A 21,317-nucleotide genomic window follows, 5' to 3' on the forward strand; every position below is an offset into this window, starting at 1 on the left:
CGGTTTAGGAAACGAAAAGTTTATTAAAGAATATTTTTTTTGGATGTTTTTCTGCGTAAGCAAAAATTAACTGTTCTATATATTGATTGCTTTTATATGGCGTGACATAATTTTTAACCTCATCAGAATCGTTGATCGCAATATCTCTCGGAATGTAGCCCATTCCATAAAAATGACCATTTTCAATCCAGATACAGCTTCTTTCATCTGATGATCTTCCTTTGTCTATAATGGCAAAACTTGGTCTGTTGTTTAATAAAAAATCAATTGCATTATCGACTTGTCTGTTGTGAAGTATCGGATCTGGCAATTCTTTTATTTCATTATTATAGAAAAATTCGCCTTCCTCAGGTCTTGAATATTTACAGAAACGATGATCGATTTCAAATTGTTCTGCAAGATTTCGCAATAAATGAATGCCAGTATGTTGGTTGTTGAATTCGTGAATACAAGTTTGGAATTTGCTCATTTTTCCGATTGCCAGATATTTATAACCGTTTCGAGCTTCGTATTGGTAAATGCCAAATTTAGCTTCAAAACGTTTTAAAGTTCTATTGTAAGCCGGCCAAAGTTTTTTGATTTCGGTACATTCTAAAAGAAGCGCCATAAGTTCGGTCGCACAGATTTCGAAAGAAATTCCGTGAATATCTCTTAAAAAATGTTGCCTTTGAGGATTAATATTATTTCCTGTAAAGTGCGATGTAACTCGCTTTTTTAAATTGATAGCTTTTCCAACATAAATTACTTTTTTCTGCTGATTGTAGAAATAATAAATTCCAGGTTTAGCGGGTAAATTATTAAAATCGGCTGCAGGAAGATTTGGCGGCAATCGCTGATCTTCTGATGTTTTCTTGATCATTTTATCTATTTCTCCAGCATCGTCCCATTCTAATAAAAGAGAAAATAATAGAGCAGTTGCATCGGCATCTCCACCAGCGCGGTGTCGATTTTCTAAAGAAATATTTAAAGAATTGCACAGATTTCCTAAACTATAAGAACCTAATCCGGGTTTGATTTTTCTCGCAGCACGAACGGTACAAAGTTTTCTCGCAGACCATTTAAAACCAGCCTGCTCCAATTGATGATGAACGAACGAATAATCAAAGTTGACATTGTGCGCAACAAAAATTCTATCCGTTAGCATTTCTAAAACTTTTTCTGAAATATCATCGAAGATTGGCGCATTGGCTACCATTTCATTATTAATTCCTGTCAATCCAAAAATAGAAGGAGGAATATCCTGTTCGGGATTTACAAGTGTTTCGTAACGATCCAACACATCTGTACCGTCATGAATAATAATGGCAATTTCTGTAATACGGCTTCCACTGGCGTTACCGCCTGTGGTTTCAATATCGACTATGGCATATTCTTGCTTCTTCATTTGTATATAACGTAAAATGTTCTTTTTCTGTTGTTTAAGCTTTAACCGTAATAACATCTTTAAGAGATGTGGAAAATTTTGGAGATAATCTGTTTTGCTTCATTTTCCATTGTCTTCCTAAAGATTGCACTCCGAATTTAATTTTATTGTTCCCGTAATTTTGGTTCATTTTATCTATCACACTCATTAATGGCTGATGTTTTGGATTTGAAGTTTCGAATAAATTCAGTTGTGTTTCACTGTTTGGCGTTAGTCCCATTACAATTACACCAGCTTTTTTATAACGATATCCTTCTTTGAAAATAGTTTTAAATCCTTTCTGTGCAGCAGCATTAAGTTCTATGGTTGAGTTAGTTGGAAAATCAGTTGTAATCGTAATGCTTCTTGAATATTTAGAATTTTCGTCGCCCAAGAAATCAGTTTGAATAAAAACCGTTACCATATTGCAATGACAATTTTGACGTCTTAATTTTTCGGCGCAAGAAGCTGTAAACGTGCTAATTCGTTCTGATATTTCTTCATAAGTAGTATATCTTTTTTCGAAAGATCTTGTAGTCGCAATCATTTTTCGATCTGCCGCTTCTTCTAATTCTAAAGTTGGTTTTCCTTCTAATTCATGCTTTAATCGAAGTCCGACTACAGACATTTCTTTTCTTACCCAAGCATCTGGAAGTTGAGTAAATTCATAAGCCGTATTGATTTTTTTAGCTTTAAGTCGTTTGGCATGTTTTCTTCCAATTCCCCAAACATCTTCAATTTTAGTCCATTTTAAAGCTTTAACTCTTTTTTCTTCAGAATCAATACAATAAACGTTCTGTGTGCGATCGGCAAATTTTCGAGCAATTTTATTTGCCATTTTTGCCAAAGCTTTGGTGGGTGCAAAACCTACACTAACAGGAATTCCCGTTCCTTGTGTTACTTCTTTTCGCATTTTTAAACCCAATATATTTAGGTCAAATAAATCGTAACCTGAAAATTTTAGGAAAGCTTCATCAATACTGTATATTTCAATTTCTGGAGTATAAGTTCGAAGCAGATTCATAACCCGATTACTCATATCGCCATAAAGCGGATAATTAGAAGAATAAACAAAAATATTTTTTTCTTTAAAAATAGCTTCATATTTAAAAGCCGGAATAGCCATAGGTATTCCTAGAGCTTTAGCTTCATCAGAACGCGAAATAACACAACCATCATTATTAGAGAGAATTACAATAGGTTTTCCTCTTAAATGCGGTTCAAATACTCTTTGGCAAGAAGCATAAAAATTGTTACAATCGACTAAAGCAAACATTTCTAAACTTAAAAAGATTTAATACAATGAATTACAATTCCCCAAATCACAAAATTATTTTCTGGAGTTACTTTTATAGGCTGATAATCTTCATTTTCGGCAATAAGCCAAATAATGTCTTTTTCTATTCTGATGCGTTTTACAGTAAATTCGCCATCGATTTGACAAACAGCAATTTTATTGTTTTGAGGCTCCAAGCTTTTATCAATAATTAATAAATCACCGTCATTGATGCCAACGTTTTTCATAGAATGTCCTTTTACTCTAGCAAAATAAGTCGTGTATTTATGTTTGACGAATTCTTTGTTGAGATCAATCGTTAATTCTATAAAATCATCAGCAGGCGAAGGAAAACCAGCACTGATACCCACATCAAAAAAAGGCAGTTTTATTTCCGAACTTATATCGGGAATATAGAATTCTATTGATTTTGTGGTATTTATATTTTTCAATTTCATGATCACTTCAAAAAAGAGTATTTTTTCATATTACAAAATTAGTACAGGTGGTAACATTTTTTCGTATATTTGCTGTTCCAAATTATAACAAATTAATTATGTCCTTATTTTCAGACAACATCCGAGCATTAAGGGTTAAGCATAAAATATCTCAAGAGAAATTAGCTGAAAACCTTAGCATTACCAGAGGCAGATACGTAAAATATGAAGATGGAACTTCAGAAGCTCCGTATGATATCTTGAAGAAGATTGCCTTGTATTTTCATATGAGTATCGATTTGATATTATCTGTCGATATACGTAAAATTGATGTGCAAAATTTGATAAAACTGGAAGGCAACCGACTTATTTTGCCTATTCAAGTGGATAGTTTTGGAGAAAATTTTATTGAAATTGTATCTCAAAAAGCAAAAGCAGGTTATCTAAACGGCTATGCTGATCCAGAATATATTGAAAGTTTACAGCAGATTACACTTCCGTTTTTAGGACCTGGAAAACATCGCGGATTTCCCGTTGAGGGCGATTCAATGCCTCCTCACGAAGACGGTTCTATTATTATTGGTCGTTATGTAGAAAAGCTAGGAGAGGTCATGGATGGAAAAACTTATATTCTGATTACTAAAAATGAGGGAATGGTTTATAAGCGTCTCAATAAAAACAAAAAGAACTCTTTGGTTTTAGAATCAGACAATAGTTTTTACCCGAATTATGAAGTGAAAGCTTCTGATATTTTGGAGATTTGGGAATACGAATGCAACATCGGACGCTCGGATAAAAAACAAGAAATGACAGAGACTGGAGCAATGAAAGATTTGCTTTTGGAATTGAAACGTGAAGTTCGAGAGATTAAGAATAATACTTCGAATGCTTAAATTCATTAAAAAAATTAAATTAAGAATTAATGATATTTATTGTTCATACAGGTACAGTAAGTTTTATAACAAGAACAGAATTAACACTTGCAGAGTGGGATAAACGATTTGATAAGTTTCTAAGAGTTATTGGTTTTATTAGTGATGAAGAATTCCTTGATGAGCTTCGGTTTTCATATCGTGTTGATGACAAAACTGTTGAGGAGATTAATGAAATAATCAGCAAAAAGAATTTTGTCAGTATCAGAATTAAAAGCAACATTTTTAAAGGTTTTGAATACGCTGAAAATTATTTAAACTTTATGAATGTCGAAGGACAAATTTTGTATTTCGAAGATTGGAATTTTATATTTCGAGTATTTAATGAAGAATACTTTCTTTGGTGCTTTTTAGGCGGAATAGCTGATGTCCAAAGAGAAATCAAGTTAAGCGAAGAGGATATAAAAAAATATAAAGAAATTGGCTTAGCGCAAATAGATTATTTGATTGATAATTTACAGAAAATGGATTCAATCGAATACGAAAAAGCAATTGCCGAAAATAGAAAACTACTTTAACAGAGAACTTTAATGAATATCCAAAAGGCTAAAACCGAAGATCATATCCGTTTAACGGAAATCACCAAAAAGTCAAAAGCCTATTGGGGATATTCTGAAGAACAAATGGAGAAATGGAGTAATAATCTAACCGTAACTGCAGATTATATCGAAAGAAATCCTGTTTTTAATTTAATTGATGAAAATCAAATCATTGGTTATTATTCTTATTTAAAAGAAGAAGATAATCAAGTGAAATTGGACAACTTATTTATTTTGCCTGAATATATCGGAAAAGGATTTGGTTTGTTTTTAATGAATGATTTTTTGGAAAGAATGAGAAACGAAAAATTCAAAAAAATCATTTTAGATTCAGAACCTAACGCCGAACAATTTTATCAAAAAATCGGATTTACAAAAATCGGAGAATTTGAAACTTCCATCAAAAATAGATTTATGCCGATTATGGAAATGAAACTATAATTTTTCGCCACGAATTCACGAATTATTTTAAATAAAATCCGTGAATTCGTGGCGAAAAAGTTTTTTTAATTAAATTTTATTTTAAATCAATTTTTAATTGCATTTCATTTTTCATATGCAATAATACCTCAGCATTTCCCATGGCATCGTCAACAGGATTATGTGTATGCTCTGTTTTTCGAAGATGTTTCCATTGGGCAAAAGTATCATTTACTAAACCGCAGTATAAATCGCCTATTCTTCTTGATGAATATCCAAAAGGATTTCTATTTAAAAAATGATGAAAATACCAACAGATAAACATCCAATCAAAACCATTGTTATCACTGATAAATATTGGTCTTCCTTTTGAATTCTCTTTTATCCATTCTTCGAAATTTAGCATTACGGTTTTAGGATCATCAAACTCTAAAGTTGTTTCTCTGTCGAAACCTGAAATTGCTAAAGCTTGCGGATCGAATTGATTGGAAATAGGCTTCAGTTGTCCGTAAAATGTTTTGTCTAATTTGTCATTTACAATGACAGCACCAAAAGAGATCATAGAATAATCTCCTGGAATCGGCCCGTCTGATTCGATATCTACAACTATATAACTCATTTAATTTTTGATTTGTTTTCTAACAAACTTAAAACATTAAATAAAGAAATAATCGTATTTTAAGACAAATTATAATTTAAAAAACCTTCGCAAATCCCAAACCATATTGTTGGCCATTATAAAAAGGCATAATCATAGAAGTCGATTTATTTTCGGCAGATGATTTAAAAAGCTTTTTAGTGATATACGGATTAATCCAATAAGCAACTTTCGTGCTCAAAATCCCAATTCCAGCTCCAGCAGCAACATCGGTCAGCCAATGGCGATTATTGTAAATTCTAAAAAGTCCGGTTCCAGTTGCAACAGCGTATCCTGCAATTCCGTACCAAATCGATTTGTCTTTGTATTCTTGATATAAAAATTCGGCTCCAGCAAAAGCAGTTGCAGTATGTCCAGAAGGAAAGGAGTTATTCGAACTTCCGTCAGGTCTTTCCTCATGTACAATCGATTTTAAACTCAAAACCGTTGTTGCCATAATAATATACGAAGTTGCAAATATGACCGAACGATCGCGCAGATTATTTTTCCCCTCTACGCCAAAGGCATTCAGAGCGTAAACAGAGGCAGCGGGTGCGTATTGTGAGAAGTCATCAATTGTAATTTTCTCGTCAATATCTTCTTTAACTTCTGCTCTGATTTGCGAGTTAAAACTCAAAAGCTGATCACTTTCTAAGCCAATTACTCCATAACCAATCAATACCGTTGGGATTATTAGTTGTTTGTAATTGAATTTCAAATGATTTGACGTACTGTCAATTTTTGCAATAGAATCATTTTGCTGCGCGTTGGCAGAAAAGAATCCAAATAAAAATAGGAGGAAAATCGCTTTGTAGAACATTTTTTTGGGCTGTTATATTTTACAAATTAACGAATGTTTTGAACCTAGTATTTTGTACTTAATTGAACCTTAAGTGAATATTAATTAAGGATAAAATTCAATTATAAAGATATTATATTTTTTTAAATTTTTATAAGAATTGTTTTATTTATTTAAACTTTTAAAGTAAACCAAAACGTACTTCCCAATCCTAAATTACTTTCTACGCCCACATTTCCGTTTTGCGCTTCAATAAATTCTTTGCTGATCGCTAAACCCAATCCAGTTCCTGATTTCTGACTTCCCGGAATTTGGAAATATTTATCGAAAACTTTGTCTTTGTATCTCGGTTCGATTCCTTTTCCAGTATCAATAACCTGAAAAACCATCTGGTTATTTTCTTCTTTTAATTTAATGAGAATCGTACTTTTTTCAGATGAATATCTGATCGCATTTGATAAATAATTAATCAAAACCCAGCCTGTTTTTTCAGCATCGGCTTTTACGTTTTTGAGATTTTCATCAGCATCCACAATTAACTGAATTTGTTTTTGATCTGCTTGAACTTTTACAGCTTCTACGGCATATTGTACAATTTCATGCGGATTGCTTTTGCCGATATTCAGCTGAATATTTCCAGTTTCCAATTGTGATAGATTCAACAATTCCCCTGTGATTTTCAACAAACGCTGACTATCATCTTTAATACTTTCAACCAATTGTTTCTGGTCGTCGTTCATATCGCCCGTTTTGGTATTTTCAAGCAATTGAAGACTCAATTTTATAGACGCAATCGGAGTTTTTAATTCGTGTGAAACGGTTGCAATAAAATTGGTTTTAGCAAAATCCAATTCTTTAAAAAGTGTAATATTTCGCAGAATAATTACATCTCCAATATTGATTTCTTTTTCTTCGCCTGTTGGTGTTATCGTGATATTGTGGATTTCCTTTTCGAAGTAACTTTCTTTTCCGTGAGCAAAAATTTTGAGAGGCTGTTTTTTCGGAGTTTCATTTTCTTTCAGAATTAAAGAACGAATTAAATCATTCGAAATTGCTAATTCAGATGCCTGTTTCCCAATAATATCTTCCGATTTCAAACCAATAATTTTCAGCGCTTCATCATTCACAAACAAAATAATTCCCTCGTTATCCAAACCAATAATCGGATCGTTCATATTATTGATCAATGTTTCCAATCGTTTTTTCTCAAAAAGAAGTTTATAAACATTGCTGTCATGATATTCCTCCAGTTTTTGCGCCATGGTATTAAACGACTTGGCAAGATCTCCAAATTCACTATGACTTGTAAAATGAACGCGTTCCGAATAATTTTTATTGGCAATTTCCTTAATACTCAGCGTCAATTCTTTAATCGGATTCGCAATATTATTCGGAAGATTAACCAACAAATTAAAAGCAATTAAAAAACACAAAGTCCCTACAATCGCAATCGACAAATTAGCCGTTTCAGCTGATTTTTTAGCAATATCACTTTTCTGTTTTATGGCGTCGAGGTTCAATTTCATGATCGCAAAAATATCCTGACGAATTTGTGCTTTTACAGTTTCATCAGCAGTATTTTTAGATAAAAGAGCAAAGCTTTCTTTCAGTTTTTCGGTCGCTTGTTTTTCTCCTGGTTCTGTAATATTTCGGGTTTGCTTTTCGAGATTTTCCTCAAAATTCAAAATCGTTTTCTTCGAATCCAATTTCATTCCGTCCAAAGCAAAAATCATATTTCGCGAATATTCCAGTGTGTTGTAATTCGATTTCAGAATATTCTCTGTGTCCTGCTTAATCAAAAAAACAGAATAAGCACTCACTAACGAGAGAATGATGATCATTAAAAATAATAATCCAACACCCAGATTCAATTTGGTTTTAATTCTCATAGAAAACATTTTTTTTCACCATATAAGTGATATAAGTTCATTTAATTAAATGAGCTTAAATTTTTTTTGTGTTTAAAGAATCTGCTTATATTTCTTATATGAACTTATATGGTTCAAAAAATCAAGACAGTATAACAAGGTCGACATTTGACAATGACAATTTATTCAACAAGCGCCTGAAAATTGTTGTAGACAAAATTACTTTAAATAAATTCAAATGCGGTTTCCCAATGCAGACAGTTGTAATTTGTTTTTCTTCTACGGTTGTCAAAATTGCATTGGCAATATTCGAATTTTCTAATTTAATAACTTCGGCTCCCAATTGCACAGCGAGCTTAAAGTTATTAATTAAATGTCTTTGTTTGTCAAGCGCAATTCGTGTACTGCTTTCTTGTGGTGTTTCGACATACAAAACATACCAGATTCCGTTATAATAACTTGCCAAACGAGCTGCTTTCCGAATTACGATTTTAGCCGTTTTTTCATTACTGCTAATGCAAGCCAACAATTTTTCATGACGCAAAGCATGCAGATTCGGAACTTCATTTTCTACTTTTCGTACGACTTGACTTGCCACTTCTTTCAAAGCCAATTCACGCAACTGGAGAATTTGTTCCGATTTGAAAAAGTTCTGTAAAGCCATCTGAATTTTATCTGGCGTATAAATTTTTCCTTCTTTCAAACGAGCAATCAAATCTTCGGAAGTCAAATCGATATTCACCACTTCATCGGCCAGACGCAAAACATTATCTGGAATTCTTTCCTGAACATCAATGTTTGTAATACGTTTTACATCTTCATTTAAACTCTCAATATGCTGAATATTGACTGCCGAAATCACATTAATTCCAGCTTCTAGAATCTCCAAAACATCTTGCCAGCGTTTTTCGTTTTTGCTTCCTTCCACATTTGTATGCGCCAATTCATCAACGATAACCACTTCTGGTCTAAGGTTGATGATAGCCTGAACATCGAGTTCTTCGAGTTCTTTTCCTTTATAAAAAATTGTCCGCCTCGGAATAACCGGCAGACCAGACAATAACTCATGCGTTTCCTTTCGCATATGCGTTTCGATGTAGCCGATTTTTACATCGATTCCGTTTTTCAATAACGAATGCGCTTCCTGAAGCATACGGAAAGTCTTGCCCACACCAGCGCTCATCCCAATGTAGATTTTAAATTTCCCTTTCCGAGATTTCTGAATCAAATCCAGAAAGTGCTGTGCGTTATTTTCGTTTTCCATTTTTAGGGTTTTTGCCACTAAGGCTCTAAGACACTAAGTTTTTTTGTTTCACGCAGATTTATAAAGATTTAAGCAGATATTCGCAGATTATTTAAATAAAAATCCAATTTAATCTGCCTTAATCTGTAAAATCTGCGTGAAATAATTTTTTAGAAACTAATCGCCAAAGCAGATGTTACAAAAGTATTCGCATCTGTTGGCAGATTGTTTTTGGTGAAAATTTCATCTTTGCTTGACAGATTTCTCGCTTCAATCCTAAACATAACATTATCAGTAATTAAGTAATCAAAGTTAGCTGAAAATCCGTAAGTTTTGAATCCGTTTGGTGTTTCTGTCGCGATAATTACACCTTTTTCATCACTGTAATATTCACCTCGTGCCGCCAGCTGAATTTTATCTGTTGGCTTATATTGCAGAATCAAAACAGGCGAAAACCACGTATCATACTTATTACTATTTTTAGCCGATTGTTGTGAACCAATATCAAAACCAGCCGTTAGATTTGTTTTTTCTGTTACTTTAAATTGTCCGTAGAAATTATTAAAGTAACGCCATTTTTTATCAATATCAGGTTGTTCGTTTCCTGCGTAGGTACTCCAATTCAAAACCACTTTGTCTGTAGGTTTAAATGTAACCTGCGTTCCAAAAGCCGGAGTTTGATTCCCGTCTATTTTCTGAATTCGCTGCCAGCCGTTCAAATACATCGCAGCCAAATACCATTTTCCAGAATCAGAAGTATATCCAATTTTTACACCCGCTTCATAATAAGGCGAATTCTCAGCCAGAATGCTTCGAGTTAAATTCGCACAATCTTTTCCAATCGCACTTTCAAAACCAATATGCGCTGGCATAATTCCCGCATCAATCCACAAATCATGTTTTTGTGAAATCTTCACACCAACATTTGCTTCATAAATGTTTTTCAGCAAATCCTGTTCAGCTGACATATTATATTGCGCATAAGTTCCTGCCATAAGCGCAAAATTCCCTCGAACATTTCCTTTCGAATAATTCACTTTCGCCAAACCCAAATTTAGATTTACTTCATTGCTTCGGTTATAATTATAAAAAAAGTTTGGCCGTGTATGATTTTCCGGTTTCCCGAAATCATAACTATAATAAACGTCTACATATCCAGAAAATGTAAACGGACTTTTAGATTCTTCTTGTGCATGTAAATTGCTAAAACCAAAAGCGATTAAAGCGGTAAGTATTATTTTTTTCATAAGTCATTGCGAGGAACGAAACAATCGCCCTCATTAATTAAATTAATATTTAGTAGATTTTTTAGGAGCTATTTCCCGCTATCCGTTTCAATCTTTTGTGCCGAACCCCGGCACAAAAGGATTTCCACTACTATCGGGGCTAGGACATTTGGGGTAAAAAGGCGTCTAGTATCCTAACAGGTTTCCAAAAGTTGTTAGGTATTTTTTTTAGTTTAGTTTGTCATTGCGAGGAACGAAGCAATCTCACTAACAATTAAGGTTGATTTTGTAAATGAGATTGCTTCGTTCCTCGCAATGACATAAAAATGACGAAATCACTTTGGCATACCTACAAGGTTTTGAAAACCTTGTAGAAAAAAAACTTATAATCTTAGCAACTTAGAACCTTAGCATCTTTTAACGCAACGCATCTAAAGCCACATTCAACTCCAAAACATTCACAGTTTCAGGTCCAACAACAGCTGTATTAATTTTTGATTCCACCAAAGCTTTTACTTTAGTTTCAGCTAGGTTTCTTTCTCTAGCCACGCGTTTTACTTGAACTAAAGCGCCTTGAGGAGAAATATTCGGATCTAAACCACTTCCTGAAGCAGTAACCATATCAGCTGGAATTTCAGCTTTTTTCAAATAAGGATGAACTACAAGGAAAGTATCGATTCTCTTTTGAACCAAAGCTAAATACTCCGCATTGCTCGGACCTTTATTGCTTCCAGCACTTCCCGCAGCATTGTAATCAACTGCCGAAGGTCTTCCCCAGAAATAATTCGATTTATCGAACTTCTGTCCGATTTTCTGATAACCAATGACTTTTCCGTTAACCGAAAGTGTTTCTCCTTTTCCTTGATTAGGAGCAATTTGTGCGATTCCGTAAATCGCAAGAGGATAAATAACTGCGAATAAGATTAAAGTAACCGCAGTAAGTTTTAGGAGTGAAAAAATTGTTTTCATTTTTTTGAGATTCTAAGGGACTAAGTTGCTAAGATTCTAAGTTTTTCTTCTCAGAACCTAGCAATTCAGAACCGATGTTTTTATTTTAGTTTTTACAAACCTGTCGGGTTTAATTTTACATGAATAGTGCAACAATCACGTCGATCAGTTTGATTCCAATAAAAGGAACAATCAAACCGCCTAAACCATAAATCAAAAGATTACGTTTTAGAATCGCGCTCGCACCAATTGGACGATATTCAACACCTCTCAACGCCAGCGGAATCAAGATCGGAATGATAATCGCATTGAAAATAACAGCGGATAAAATAGCACTTTCTGGACTGTGCAAATGCATGATGTTTAAACCTTGTAATGCAGGAATCGCAGTAATAAAAAGTGCAGGAACAATGGCAAAATATTTGGCAACGTCATTGGCAATTGAGAAAGTGGTTAAAGTTCCGCGAGTCATTAAAAGCTGTTTTCCAATTTCGACAATCTCGATTAATTTTGTTGGATCATTGTCAAGATCGACCATATTTCCAGCTTCTTTAGCAGCTTGAGTTCCGCTGTTCATAGCAACACCTACATTGGCTTGGGCAAGGGCAGGAGCATCATTTGTTCCGTCTCCCATCATGGCAACGAGACGACCTTCAGCTTGTTCTTTTCGGATGTAATTCATTTTATCCTCAGGCTTCGCTTCAGCAATAAAATCATCAACTCCAGCTTTTTCAGCAATAAATTTCGCAGTAAGCGGATTATCACCCGTAACCATAACCGTTTTGATTCCCATTCTGCGTAAGCGCTCAAAACGTTCTTTCATTCCGGTTTTAATGATATCCTGCAATTCGATAACACCTTGAATTTCGTTGTTTTTGATGACCACTAAAGGCGTTCCTCCGTTAGAAGAAATTGAAATAACTTGTTGTAAAGTATCTTCAGGAAAAGCATTTCCAGCTTGTTCTGCGATTTTTTTAGCAGCGTCTTGCGCACCTTTTCGAATATTGGTTCCGTCTTTTAAAACCACACCCGAAGTTCTGGTTTCAGCCGTAAATTTGATGGTGTGTGAGATATCAGAGGTTGTTTGTAAAAAGCTCGCTTTTGCTTCATTTTTCACATCGATCATTTCACTTAATTCTAAAATACTTTTTCCTTCAGGAGTATCATCTGCAAGGGAACTCAACACAGCAGATTTAACGAAATCTTCGAATGAAATGCCTTTTGTTGGGTAAAAATTGGTTGCTTTTCTGTTTCCGATGGTGATTGTTCCCGTTTTATCCAAAAGCAGAACGTCAATATCTCCAGCTGTTTCAACTGCTTTTCCCGATTTTGTGATCACATTGGCACGTAAAGCTCTGTCCATTCCCGCAATTCCAATGGCAGAAAGTAGTCCTCCAATTGTCGTTGGAATCAAACAAACAAACAAAGCAATAAAAGCAGCAATAGTAATAGGAGCGTTGGCATAATCAGCAAAAGGTTTTAAGGTAACGCAGACAATCACGAAGATTAAGGTAAAAGCGGCTAACAAAATAGTCAAAGCAATTTCGTTTGGCGTTTTCTGACGGCTCGCACCTTCAACCAAAGCAATCATTTTATCCAAAAAGCTTTCGCCAGGTTCTGAAGTTACTTTTACTTTGATTTTATCAGATAAGACTTTTGTTCCTCCAGTAACAGAAGATTTGTCTCCGCCCGCTTCCCGAATTACAGGAGCACTTTCCCCCGTAATCGCACTTTCGTCGATTGTAGCCAAACCTTCAATAATTTCTCCGTCGGCAGCAATTAAATCGCCTGCTTCACAAATGAAAATATCGTCTTTTTTTAATTGTGAAGAACTGATATTTCTGATTTCTCCATTTGGCAGAATCTGTCTTGCAGGAGTTTCTTCACGGGTTTTTCTTAAACTATCGGCTTGTGCTTTTCCTCGTGCTTCGGCAATAGCTTCGGCAAAATTGGCAAACAAAAGTGTCACGAATAAAATTAGGAAAACAATTAAATTGTAAATAAAACTGCCCTGATCTGTTGCGCCCATTAAGATCGAAACGCAAACGGCAAACATAATTGCAGTTCCAATTTCTACGGTAAACATTACCGGATTTTTAATCATCATTTTTGGATTCAGCTTCACAAAGGACTGCAATAATGCTTCTTTTACCTGTTTGCTTTCAAACAATGATGTGGATTTATTAGTTGTCATTTTCTTGTAAAAAGTTAAATGTTATTTGTTAAATGTCATGCGATGCAAAAACACATAGTTTATAGAACATAGCCAACGGTTTCAACCGTTGGGACGCAACGTATATTTTCAATCTTTGTCCCCAAAGTTGAAACCTTGGGCTATGTTTTTAATTACTTTATGTTGTTAAAATGCCTAACATTATTAAAGTGAAAAGTATTCTGCCAATGGTCCCAATGCCAACGCTGGAAAGAAAGATAAAGCAGCAACAATAGCGATTACAGCAAAAATCATAATTCCGAAAATTGTTGTATCAGTTTTTAAAGTCCCTGCGCTTTCTGGAATGTATTTTTTATTTGCCAATAAACCTGCGATTGCCAAAGGTCCAATAATCGGAATGAAACGGCTTAACAGTAAGACAATTCCTGTAGTGATATTCCAAAACGGATTATTATCGCCTAAACCTTCAAAACCAGAACCGTTGTTGGCCGCGCTCGAAGTATATTCGTATAACATTTCAGAGAATCCGTGATTTCCTGGATTGTTCAGCCAGCCCGTTGCGTTTCCGCTAAACCAATAGCCCATTGCAGTATCATTAGCAGCAAAATAAGAAGCTAAAGCTGTTCCGGCTAAAATCAATAAAGGATGAAGAATAGCAATAAAGGCAGCAATTTTTACCTCCCGAGCTTCGATTTTCTTTCCGAAAAACTCAGGAGTTCGACCAACCATTAAACCAGAAATGAAAACAGCCAGAATAATGAAAATGTAAAAGTTGAGGTAACCAACACCGCATCCGCCGTAAAATACATTGACCATCATAGCCAATAACTGCATAGCTCCTGAAACTGGCATTGAACTATCGTGCATACTATTTACAGAACCTGTAGAAATTACCGTTGTAGCAATACTCCAGAAACCTGAAATAGCTGGACCAAAACGAACTTCTTTTCCTTCCATCGCTCCGTTTAATTGAGAAATTCCCATTTTTTCGATCGCAGGATTTCCACTGATTTCGCTTGACATTGTCGGAATTACCAAGAGTAGGAATCCAACCGTCATTACACCAAAAATGATGTAAGCAAATTTTTGTTTTTTAAGGAAGAAACCAAGCGCAAAAATCATCGCAAATGGAACAATCATTTGTGCCCAAAGTTCAACAGCATTCGTAAAATAAGTCGGATTTTCTAATGGATGAGCAGAGTTAGCTCCGAAGAATCCACCGCCGTTTGTACCAATATGTTTAATGGCGATAAAAGCAGCAGCTGGTCCTCGAGAAACTTCAACGTGATCACCTTGTAAATTAGTAATAGTATCTTTTCCTTCAAAAGTCATTGGAGTGCCACTAAAAACTAAAGCAATAGCTACGATTGCAGAAAGTGGCAATAAAATACGAGTACAGCTTTTTACAAAATAGTTGTAGAAATTCCCTAGTTTGTCAGTTGTTCTTTCGCGCATAGCGTTAAAAACCATAACAGCAGCAGCAATTCCAACACCAGCCGAAACAAATTGTAAAAACATTAATACCATTTGCGATAAATACGAAACTCCGCTTTCACCAGAATAATGCTGTAAGTTACAGTTTACGACAAATGAAATAGCAGTATTAAATGCCAAATCAGGAGACATAGACGGATTATTATCTGGATTTAGTGGTAAAGAGCCTTGAAAAAGCAGGACAAAAAAGCAGAGAAAGAACCAAACCATATTGATGCTTAAAAGCGCTTTTAGATGCTGTTTCCAGTTCATTTCTTCAGATGGATTGATACCGCTGATTTTAAAAATAAATTTTTCAAGCGGATTGAAAATCGGGTCAAGAAGTGTTTTGTTTCCTAAAAAAACCTTAGCAATATATTTTCCGAAAGGAATCGCTAAAACAATAGTTAGGAGAAAAATACCTATGACACCTAGTAATTCTGTATTCATAATGAGTGAGTTGTTGATTGTAAAAAGTGAGATGTTATTTGTATGAAAGGCACCTAACATTTCACTTTTGACTTTTTACATGATTTAAAATTTTTCAGGTTTAATTAATACATAAACCAAATACACGAAAACGGCGATTGAAACAATAAAGAGTGCAGTCATGATTTAGATTTTTTCAAAGAATTCAACAGAGAGAAAACAAATGGTAAACAGTAAAACGGCAAGCCCGAGTAAAAGAAAAGTGATCATAAGGAGGAATTTTAAATTTAAGATTTTGGATTTTAGATTATTGTGCGAAACGATTAAACAGTTAAACAGTTAACCGATTAAACATTACACGCCAGACGCATTAACCTGCTTGATATATTCTGCTTTAAGCGTTTGTGGGAAAAGATGCGAAATATTGCAGTGGCGCATTTCCATAAAAGACGAAACCGAAAAAACATACACGTTTGAAATAGCATTTTTAGTTTCGATGCTTCCAGTAATAAATAACCGTTCAGCAAGCGCTAAACATTTTTTAGCCCGAACGATATTACCGCTGATAATATTTTTTTTAGTTATCTCGGCAAAGCGTTCAGCTTGTTTGTAAATAGAATTAACTTGATTTTTCATGAGAAGGAATTTTTATGTTCTTCCTCCTTATGCCAAAATATATTCCGAAAATGTAGAGTAGAGTGTAAGGTCTTGTAAAATAAGAAGTTGTTGTTTTATGACAAAAATTAGGCATAAAAAAAGCCTATCAAAATGATAAGCTTTTCTCGTTTTGATATGTTTTTGTTTCCATATTGGAAGCTCCAACGGAGCGAAATATTTATAGAAACAATACGTATAATTATTAAAGCCCTAGCGGGGCGGCATATTAGAATGTGGGTGTCGCTCCGCTGGTGCTTTTTGTCGATGGGAATATATTATTCTATAAATATTGCGCTCCTCCGGAGCTTTTCAACATCAAATTAAATATTGATTTTGGAATTTCAACAATTTGGAATTTATTCATTGAATTCCGTATTCCTCAATCTTTCTATACAAAGTCGCAATTCCAATTTCCAACAATCTAGCCGTTTCAGCCTTATTCCCTTTGGTATAATTCAAAACCTTTTGAATATGCAGTTTTTCAATACTCTGCATCGAAAAAGCCGACATTGATTTTGTGTTTTTCTCTGTTTGATGCTGCATTTCATAAGGCAGAACATCAGAAGTCAAAGTATCGCCACTGCTCAAAATAACCGATCTTTCAATAACATTTTTGAGTTCGCGGATATTTCCCGGCCAAGAATAATTTTCTAATTTCTCTATAAAATCAGCTGAGGTTTCTAATGTTTTTTTATTCGTTTTTTCCGAGAACTGTTTCACATAAAAATTAGCCAACAACGGAATATCTTTTGCTCTTTCGCGAAGAGAAGGCAATTTGATTTCGAAAATATTCAAACGGAAATACAAATCAGAACGGAAACGATGCGCTTCACTTTCTTCTTTTAAATCTCTGTTTGTAGCGGCAATTAGTCTAAAATTTGATTTTTTAGAAGTCGTGTCTCCAACTGGAATATATTCACTAGTTTCTAAAACACGCAATAATTTCGCCTGAAGATCGATTGGCATTTCTCCAATTTCATCTAAGAATAAAGTTCCACCATTTGCTTCTTCAATAAAACCTTTTTTATCTTTTAAAGCTCCAGTAAACGCACCTTGTTTATGACCGAAAAGTTCGCTTTCTAAAATTTCTTTGCTGAAAGTACTGCAGTTTAAAGCCACAAAAGACTTTCCTGCGCGATTGCTATTTTCATGAATCGCTTGTGCAAAAACCTCTTTTCCAGTTCCTGTTTCGCCTGTCAATAAAACAGTCGAATCAGTTTTGGCTACTTTTTGAGCCAGATCAATAACCTGTTCAATTCCTTTTGATTTTCCGATTATCGTATTAAAAGAATATTTATCGCCAATTCGTTTTTCAAGCTGTTTTACTTTTTTCTGTAAATGCACTTTTTCGACGGCTTTATAAAGAAGCGGAATAATCTTGTCGTTATCATCGCCTTTTACAATATAATCGAAAGCACCGTTTTTCATTGCCTGAACTCCATCTGGAATATTTCCAAAAGCCGTCAACAAAATAACTTCTGTCAAAGGAAAACTGCTTTTTATGTTTTGAACAAAATCAACGCCGTTTCCGTCAGGAAGTTTTACATCACACAAAACAACATCAATATCGGTTTGCTCCAGTTTTTTAAAACCAGATTTTAAATCTTTCGCTTCAAAAACTTCAAATCCTTCCGATTTAATAATACGAACCAGCAGACTTCTCAGTTTTTCTTCGTCGTCTATAATTAAAATTTTGTGTGTCATTTGCAGAGATGCTAAATCAAATTTTGGTATTCGATGTACAAATTTAGGTTTAAAATAGGTTCACTTTTTTGATTCTGCAGAAATTATTTTCAGGTTAATAATTAGTTTTAAAATATTTGTTTCGAAAAGAAATGTACTTTTAGTTCGAAAATGAACCACTAAAAAATCATGTCAAAACGAATTCTCCTTATAATAGTTATTGTAATATTTTGCAGTTTCAACGTTTTTTCAAACGGAATTATCGAAAAAGATTCTTTAAAACCGAAAACCATATCATTCAAAATAAAATTAAAATCGACTGATAAAATCAAAGTTGAGGTTTCTCCTTTAAAATATAATAAACATTTTGCGTACAGTTTTACGTTAGACGATGGGTATCGCTCAGCTTATTTAACAGCTTTTCCATTATTGAATGGCGGAAAAATAAGCAAATCATCTATTAACGAATGGAAAATCGATCAAGGTGGAGACGGAACAACTTCAGAAGGACTTTTCTATTCTGACGGAATGGGAAATAAAATTCCATTTAAACTAGCATTAGCAATAAATGGAGGTTCAATTCGTGATTTACCCGAAAATCGCGGACATCTTTCATGGGCTGAGGTAAAAGAAATGTACAATGCTGGCTGGGATATTTTGAATCACGGTTTTCATCACGCCACAAAACACGGAACAAATTATTTGATAGAAGTAACTGGAAATACAACTTCAATCAAACAAAATCTTAATTTCAAAATGTCTCATTTTGTGGTTCCGGGTGGAGAAGGCGATGAAAAATATTATTTAGAATATGAAAAAGACGCACTTAATAACGGACATTTTTCGGTAGCATCATATTATGGTGTCGGTCCAGTTTTTAAAGTGGATTCAAAAGTAGATTTAGATAAAATGATTTCTGCTAGAACTTTTGTTCAGAGTTCAAAAGATACAATCACGTTTAAAACTACGGATCGTTATCTAAAAACTTTAGATTCGATAGTGAAACAACCCAATACCGTTTGGTTTAACGAATTCACCCACGGAACAGGAAACACAAACCTGTGGAATCTAAGTATGCGTTTTCCGGATTTCAAATATTATATGACAACGCTTGCCAATAAATATGGAGCAAAAGGAAATGACTCAATCTGGATGGCGCCATGGCAAGAAGTTTACGAATACATTTGGTTAAGAGATAGGCTAAAAATCGACTTTCAACAGAAAAATAAAGAAGTAACCGTTACAATCCAGCTTCCAGTAATTCCAGAAACTTTTAGAAACTATGATATTTCATTGAATATTGAGACAGTATCAAAATTTGAAATCGAATCCAATCAAAATTTGAAAATAAAAAGCGACGGAAAAACAACCCATAAACAGATTTCGATACAATTGTAGGGGTAGTATTTGTAGTTACAAATATTATAATTCTATTAACATTAGAAAGTAAAAGGCATTCGTATAAATGACTTAATTTTGCACTTTAGCCTTAATTTATATGAAAAACCCAATTTCAGTCTCATTATTAGAGCTCGCTATCATTACTCAAGATAGTAATGCCACAGAAACATTTCAAAAAACAAAAGATATAGCGCAATTAGCAGATACTCTAGGATATAAGCGATTTTGGCTTGCAGAACATCACAATATGGCACACGTTGCAAGTACAGCAACTGTAGTTTTGATAGGATACGTTGCAAGTCAGACAAAAAATATTCGCGTAGGTTCTGGCGGAATCATGCTTCCTAATCATTCTCCTTTAGTTGTAGCCGAACAATTTGGAACCTTAGAAACGCTTTATCCCAACCGAATTGATTTAGGTTTAGGAAGAGCGCCAGGAACAGATCAGCCAACTGCCGAAGCAATTCGTAAAGACTTTTTCGAGCAAGCACAGCGATTCCCACAAAACGTAAGCAAGCTTCAAGAATATTTTTCGTCTGAAAATGCAACGGGAAAAGTTCGTGCATTCCCAGCGGAAGGCCTAAATGTTCCCATCTGGATTTTAGGTTCAAGTATGGATAGTGCAGCTTTAGCGGCAGCTTATGGATTACCTTATGCTTTTGCTGGTCACTTTGCACCAAAGCTGATGATTCAAGCATTTGAGTTTTACAGAGAAAATTTTCAGCCATCAGAGTATTTGGATAAACCAAAAACAATGTCTTGTGTAAATGTAATCGCTGCCGATACAAATGAAGAAGCAGAGCTATTATCGACAAGTCTATATCAAATGTTCCTAAATCTTATTAGAAACGACCGCAAAGGTCTGCAACCTCCAGTTCCATCATTAGATGATATTATGAATGAAGCAGAACGTTTCCATGTCAACCAAATGACAGCAGGAACCTTCACAGGAAACAAAGAACAACTAGTAACCGATCTGAAAAAGTTTATAGACTACGCAAGAATCGACGAGCTAATGGTAACAAGTCCAATCTTCGATCACCAAGCAAAATTAAAAAGCATCGAAATCACCAAAGAAGTAATAGACGCTTTAAATCAATAATGCACTATTATAGTATAACTTTTACTCTCTATTATATATAAGAGTAATTTTTATTTCAACCCGACAGTTTTCCAAAAGCTGTCGGGTTTGTTTTTACATATATAATGTATAAGTATAAAAATGTCGTTCGAGCGAAGCCCTTCGAGTTTTGTAATTTGAATAATTGGATTTTTAGGAATTAGGAGCTGTTTCCCGCTATCCGCTCCAATCTTTTCATGGCGAACCCCGCCATAAAAAGGATTTCCGCTTCTATCGGGGCTATGGGATCGGTCTTCGGAAGAGGATTTTCGGGAAAAAGAAGCTCTGGCAGGCATAAGAAATCATCAAAAAACGGAACCAAAGGCTAAAAATCCAATAAAAACGGAGATATGAAGCCCCCGAAAAACTGGAAAAACGGAAATCGTTTCAGAAAAATCCCACGCAAACCGAAAAAATATGAAAATGTAAAGGGGACGTTGCCAGTAAGTTAAGAAATAGTTTTAAAAAAGAATGAAAAAAGGGCGGGAAAAGTGTTGGAAAAGCGGAAAAAGGTTCTACTTTTGCACCCGCAACAGCGAAAACGCTCTTAGAAATTCAGGCAGGCAGTAGGAATCGTAACGGAAAGAAATTTTTGAAAAAAAGATTCGGAAAAGCTTGCGGGAATTGAAAAAGCTTTTTACATTTGCACCCCGC

The 21,317-nt window shown here is 34.6% G+C and carries 19 protein-coding genes; 5 read left to right on the top strand and 14 right to left on the bottom strand.

Annotated elements, in window-relative coordinates:
- Positions 1-4 precede the first annotated feature (4 nt).
- The 3 genes from ACE01P_RS12710 to ACE01P_RS12720 are packed head-to-tail and all read right to left on the bottom strand — an operon-like array spanning position 5 to position 3,136.
- A complete protein-coding gene (locus tag ACE01P_RS12710) occupies positions 5-1,384 on the bottom strand; it encodes an exonuclease domain-containing protein (RefSeq protein ID WP_379698271.1) in 1,380 nt (459 codons plus the stop codon).
- Between the two features lie 34 nt (positions 1,385-1,418).
- Entirely contained in the window at positions 1,419-2,678 is a 1,260-nt protein-coding gene (locus tag ACE01P_RS12715) for a Y-family DNA polymerase (protein ID WP_379698274.1), read from the bottom strand.
- Between the two features lie 8 nt (positions 2,679-2,686).
- Positions 2,687-3,136 carry a LexA family protein gene (locus ACE01P_RS12720; protein WP_379698278.1) on the bottom strand — a complete coding sequence of 150 codons (450 nt, stop codon included), beginning with the start codon at positions 3,134-3,136 and terminating at the stop codon, positions 2,687-2,689.
- 98 nt (positions 3,137-3,234) lie between these two features.
- Between ACE01P_RS12720 and ACE01P_RS12725 the strand changes: the two genes are divergently transcribed.
- The 3 genes from ACE01P_RS12725 to ACE01P_RS12735 are packed head-to-tail and all read left to right on the top strand — an operon-like array spanning position 3,235 to position 5,027.
- Positions 3,235-4,008, top strand: coding sequence for an XRE family transcriptional regulator (locus ACE01P_RS12725; RefSeq protein WP_379698281.1), 774 nt, complete (start codon positions 3,235-3,237; stop codon positions 4,006-4,008).
- A gap of 29 nt (positions 4,009-4,037) precedes the next feature.
- On the top strand, positions 4,038-4,565 hold the full coding sequence (locus ACE01P_RS12730; protein ID WP_379698283.1) for a hypothetical protein: 528 nt from the start codon (positions 4,038-4,040) through the stop codon (positions 4,563-4,565).
- Positions 4,566-4,577: 12 nt separating this feature from the next.
- A complete protein-coding gene (locus ACE01P_RS12735) occupies positions 4,578-5,027 on the top strand; it encodes a GNAT family N-acetyltransferase (RefSeq protein WP_379698286.1) in 450 nt (149 codons plus the stop codon).
- A gap of 76 nt (positions 5,028-5,103) precedes the next feature.
- Here ACE01P_RS12735 and ACE01P_RS12740 read toward each other — a convergent pair whose 3' ends face one another.
- From ACE01P_RS12740 to ACE01P_RS12790, 11 genes are all read right to left on the bottom strand, one after another.
- Entirely contained in the window at positions 5,104-5,625 is a 522-nt protein-coding gene (locus ACE01P_RS12740; RefSeq protein ID WP_379698289.1) for an exonuclease domain-containing protein, read from the bottom strand.
- Positions 5,626-5,701: 76 nt separating this feature from the next.
- The gene (locus ACE01P_RS12745; RefSeq protein ID WP_379698292.1) at positions 5,702-6,463 is read right to left on the bottom strand and encodes a phosphatase PAP2 family protein; all 762 of its coding nucleotides are present in this window, start codon (positions 6,461-6,463) and stop codon (positions 5,702-5,704) included.
- A gap of 152 nt (positions 6,464-6,615) precedes the next feature.
- Positions 6,616-8,331 (bottom strand): ATP-binding protein, encoded by a 1,716-nt coding sequence (locus ACE01P_RS12750; RefSeq protein WP_379698295.1) that lies wholly within the window; start codon positions 8,329-8,331, stop codon positions 6,616-6,618.
- 121 nt (positions 8,332-8,452) lie between these two features.
- Positions 8,453-9,574 (bottom strand): sensor protein KdpD, encoded by a 1,122-nt coding sequence (locus ACE01P_RS12755; RefSeq protein ID WP_379698298.1) that lies wholly within the window; start codon positions 9,572-9,574, stop codon positions 8,453-8,455.
- Positions 9,575-9,723: 149 nt separating this feature from the next.
- Positions 9,724-10,800 (bottom strand): porin, encoded by a 1,077-nt coding sequence (locus ACE01P_RS12760; RefSeq protein WP_379698300.1) that lies wholly within the window; start codon positions 10,798-10,800, stop codon positions 9,724-9,726.
- A 396-nt stretch (positions 10,801-11,196) separates the two neighbouring features.
- Positions 11,197-11,748 (bottom strand): K(+)-transporting ATPase subunit C, encoded by a 552-nt coding sequence (locus ACE01P_RS12765; RefSeq protein WP_379698303.1) that lies wholly within the window; start codon positions 11,746-11,748, stop codon positions 11,197-11,199.
- A 115-nt stretch (positions 11,749-11,863) separates the two neighbouring features.
- On the bottom strand, positions 11,864-13,921 hold the full coding sequence (kdpB, locus tag ACE01P_RS12770) for a potassium-transporting ATPase subunit KdpB (RefSeq protein ID WP_379698306.1): 2,058 nt from the start codon (positions 13,919-13,921) through the stop codon (positions 11,864-11,866).
- A gap of 183 nt (positions 13,922-14,104) precedes the next feature.
- On the bottom strand, positions 14,105-15,823 hold the full coding sequence (gene kdpA / locus ACE01P_RS12775; protein WP_379698309.1) for a potassium-transporting ATPase subunit KdpA: 1,719 nt from the start codon (positions 15,821-15,823) through the stop codon (positions 14,105-14,107).
- Between the two features lie 84 nt (positions 15,824-15,907).
- On the bottom strand, positions 15,908-15,985 hold the full coding sequence (gene kdpF, locus ACE01P_RS12780; protein ID WP_073489533.1) for a K(+)-transporting ATPase subunit F: 78 nt from the start codon (positions 15,983-15,985) through the stop codon (positions 15,908-15,910).
- Between the two features lie 171 nt (positions 15,986-16,156).
- Entirely contained in the window at positions 16,157-16,438 is a 282-nt protein-coding gene (locus tag ACE01P_RS12785; protein WP_343537519.1) for a hypothetical protein, read from the bottom strand.
- 381 nt (positions 16,439-16,819) lie between these two features.
- Positions 16,820-18,163, bottom strand: coding sequence for a sigma-54-dependent transcriptional regulator (locus tag ACE01P_RS12790; protein ID WP_379698312.1), 1,344 nt, complete (start codon positions 18,161-18,163; stop codon positions 16,820-16,822).
- A 168-nt stretch (positions 18,164-18,331) separates the two neighbouring features.
- Between ACE01P_RS12790 and ACE01P_RS12795 the strand changes: the two genes are divergently transcribed.
- Both ACE01P_RS12795 and ACE01P_RS12800 read left to right on the top strand, forming a co-directional pair.
- Positions 18,332-19,540, top strand: a complete 1,209-nt coding sequence (locus ACE01P_RS12795) for a polysaccharide deacetylase family protein (protein WP_379698316.1) — start codon at positions 18,332-18,334, stop codon at positions 19,538-19,540.
- A 100-nt stretch (positions 19,541-19,640) separates the two neighbouring features.
- Positions 19,641-20,645 carry an LLM class flavin-dependent oxidoreductase gene (locus tag ACE01P_RS12800; protein WP_379698319.1) on the top strand — a complete coding sequence of 335 codons (1,005 nt, stop codon included), beginning with the start codon at positions 19,641-19,643 and terminating at the stop codon, positions 20,643-20,645.
- Positions 20,646-21,317: the final 672 nt, after the last annotated feature.

It is taken from the genome of Flavobacterium sp. HJSW_4 (assembly GCF_042436695.1).
GTDB lineage: Bacteria > Bacteroidota > Bacteroidia > Flavobacteriales > Flavobacteriaceae > Flavobacterium.

Excerpts from the sequence above, each read along its gene's own strand:
- ACE01P_RS12800 (WP_379698319.1), top strand. The coding sequence starts at position 19,641 with ATGAAAAACCCAATTTCAGTCTCATTATTAGAGCTCGCTATCATTACT.
- ACE01P_RS12720 (WP_379698278.1), bottom strand. The coding sequence starts at position 3,136 with ATGAAATTGAAAAATATAAATACCACAAAATCAATAGAATTCTATATT.
- ACE01P_RS12755 (WP_379698298.1), bottom strand. The coding sequence starts at position 9,574 with ATGGAAAACGAAAATAACGCACAGCACTTTCTGGATTTGATTCAGAAA.
- ACE01P_RS12760 (WP_379698300.1), bottom strand. The coding sequence starts at position 10,800 with ATGAAAAAAATAATACTTACCGCTTTAATCGCTTTTGGTTTTAGCAAT.
- ACE01P_RS12745 (WP_379698292.1), bottom strand. The coding sequence starts at position 6,463 with ATGTTCTACAAAGCGATTTTCCTCCTATTTTTATTTGGATTCTTTTCT.
- kdpF (WP_073489533.1), bottom strand. The coding sequence starts at position 15,985 with ATGACTGCACTCTTTATTGTTTCAATCGCCGTTTTCGTGTATTTGGTT.
- ACE01P_RS12730 (WP_379698283.1), top strand. The coding sequence starts at position 4,038 with ATGATATTTATTGTTCATACAGGTACAGTAAGTTTTATAACAAGAACA.
- kdpA (WP_379698309.1), bottom strand. The coding sequence starts at position 15,823 with ATGAATACAGAATTACTAGGTGTCATAGGTATTTTTCTCCTAACTATT.
- ACE01P_RS12790 (WP_379698312.1), bottom strand. The coding sequence starts at position 18,163 with ATGACACACAAAATTTTAATTATAGACGACGAAGAAAAACTGAGAAGT.
- ACE01P_RS12750 (WP_379698295.1), bottom strand. The coding sequence starts at position 8,331 with ATGAGAATTAAAACCAAATTGAATCTGGGTGTTGGATTATTATTTTTA.
- ACE01P_RS12785 (WP_343537519.1), bottom strand. The coding sequence starts at position 16,438 with ATGAAAAATCAAGTTAATTCTATTTACAAACAAGCTGAACGCTTTGCC.
- kdpB (WP_379698306.1), bottom strand. The coding sequence starts at position 13,921 with ATGACAACTAATAAATCCACATCATTGTTTGAAAGCAAACAGGTAAAA.
- ACE01P_RS12735 (WP_379698286.1), top strand. The coding sequence starts at position 4,578 with ATGAATATCCAAAAGGCTAAAACCGAAGATCATATCCGTTTAACGGAA.
- ACE01P_RS12715 (WP_379698274.1), bottom strand. The coding sequence starts at position 2,678 with ATGTTTGCTTTAGTCGATTGTAACAATTTTTATGCTTCTTGCCAAAGA.
- ACE01P_RS12710 (WP_379698271.1), bottom strand. The coding sequence starts at position 1,384 with ATGAAGAAGCAAGAATATGCCATAGTCGATATTGAAACCACAGGCGGT.
- ACE01P_RS12740 (WP_379698289.1), bottom strand. The coding sequence starts at position 5,625 with ATGAGTTATATAGTTGTAGATATCGAATCAGACGGGCCGATTCCAGGA.
- ACE01P_RS12765 (WP_379698303.1), bottom strand. The coding sequence starts at position 11,748 with ATGAAAACAATTTTTTCACTCCTAAAACTTACTGCGGTTACTTTAATC.
- ACE01P_RS12725 (WP_379698281.1), top strand. The coding sequence starts at position 3,235 with ATGTCCTTATTTTCAGACAACATCCGAGCATTAAGGGTTAAGCATAAA.
- ACE01P_RS12795 (WP_379698316.1), top strand. The coding sequence starts at position 18,332 with ATGTCAAAACGAATTCTCCTTATAATAGTTATTGTAATATTTTGCAGT.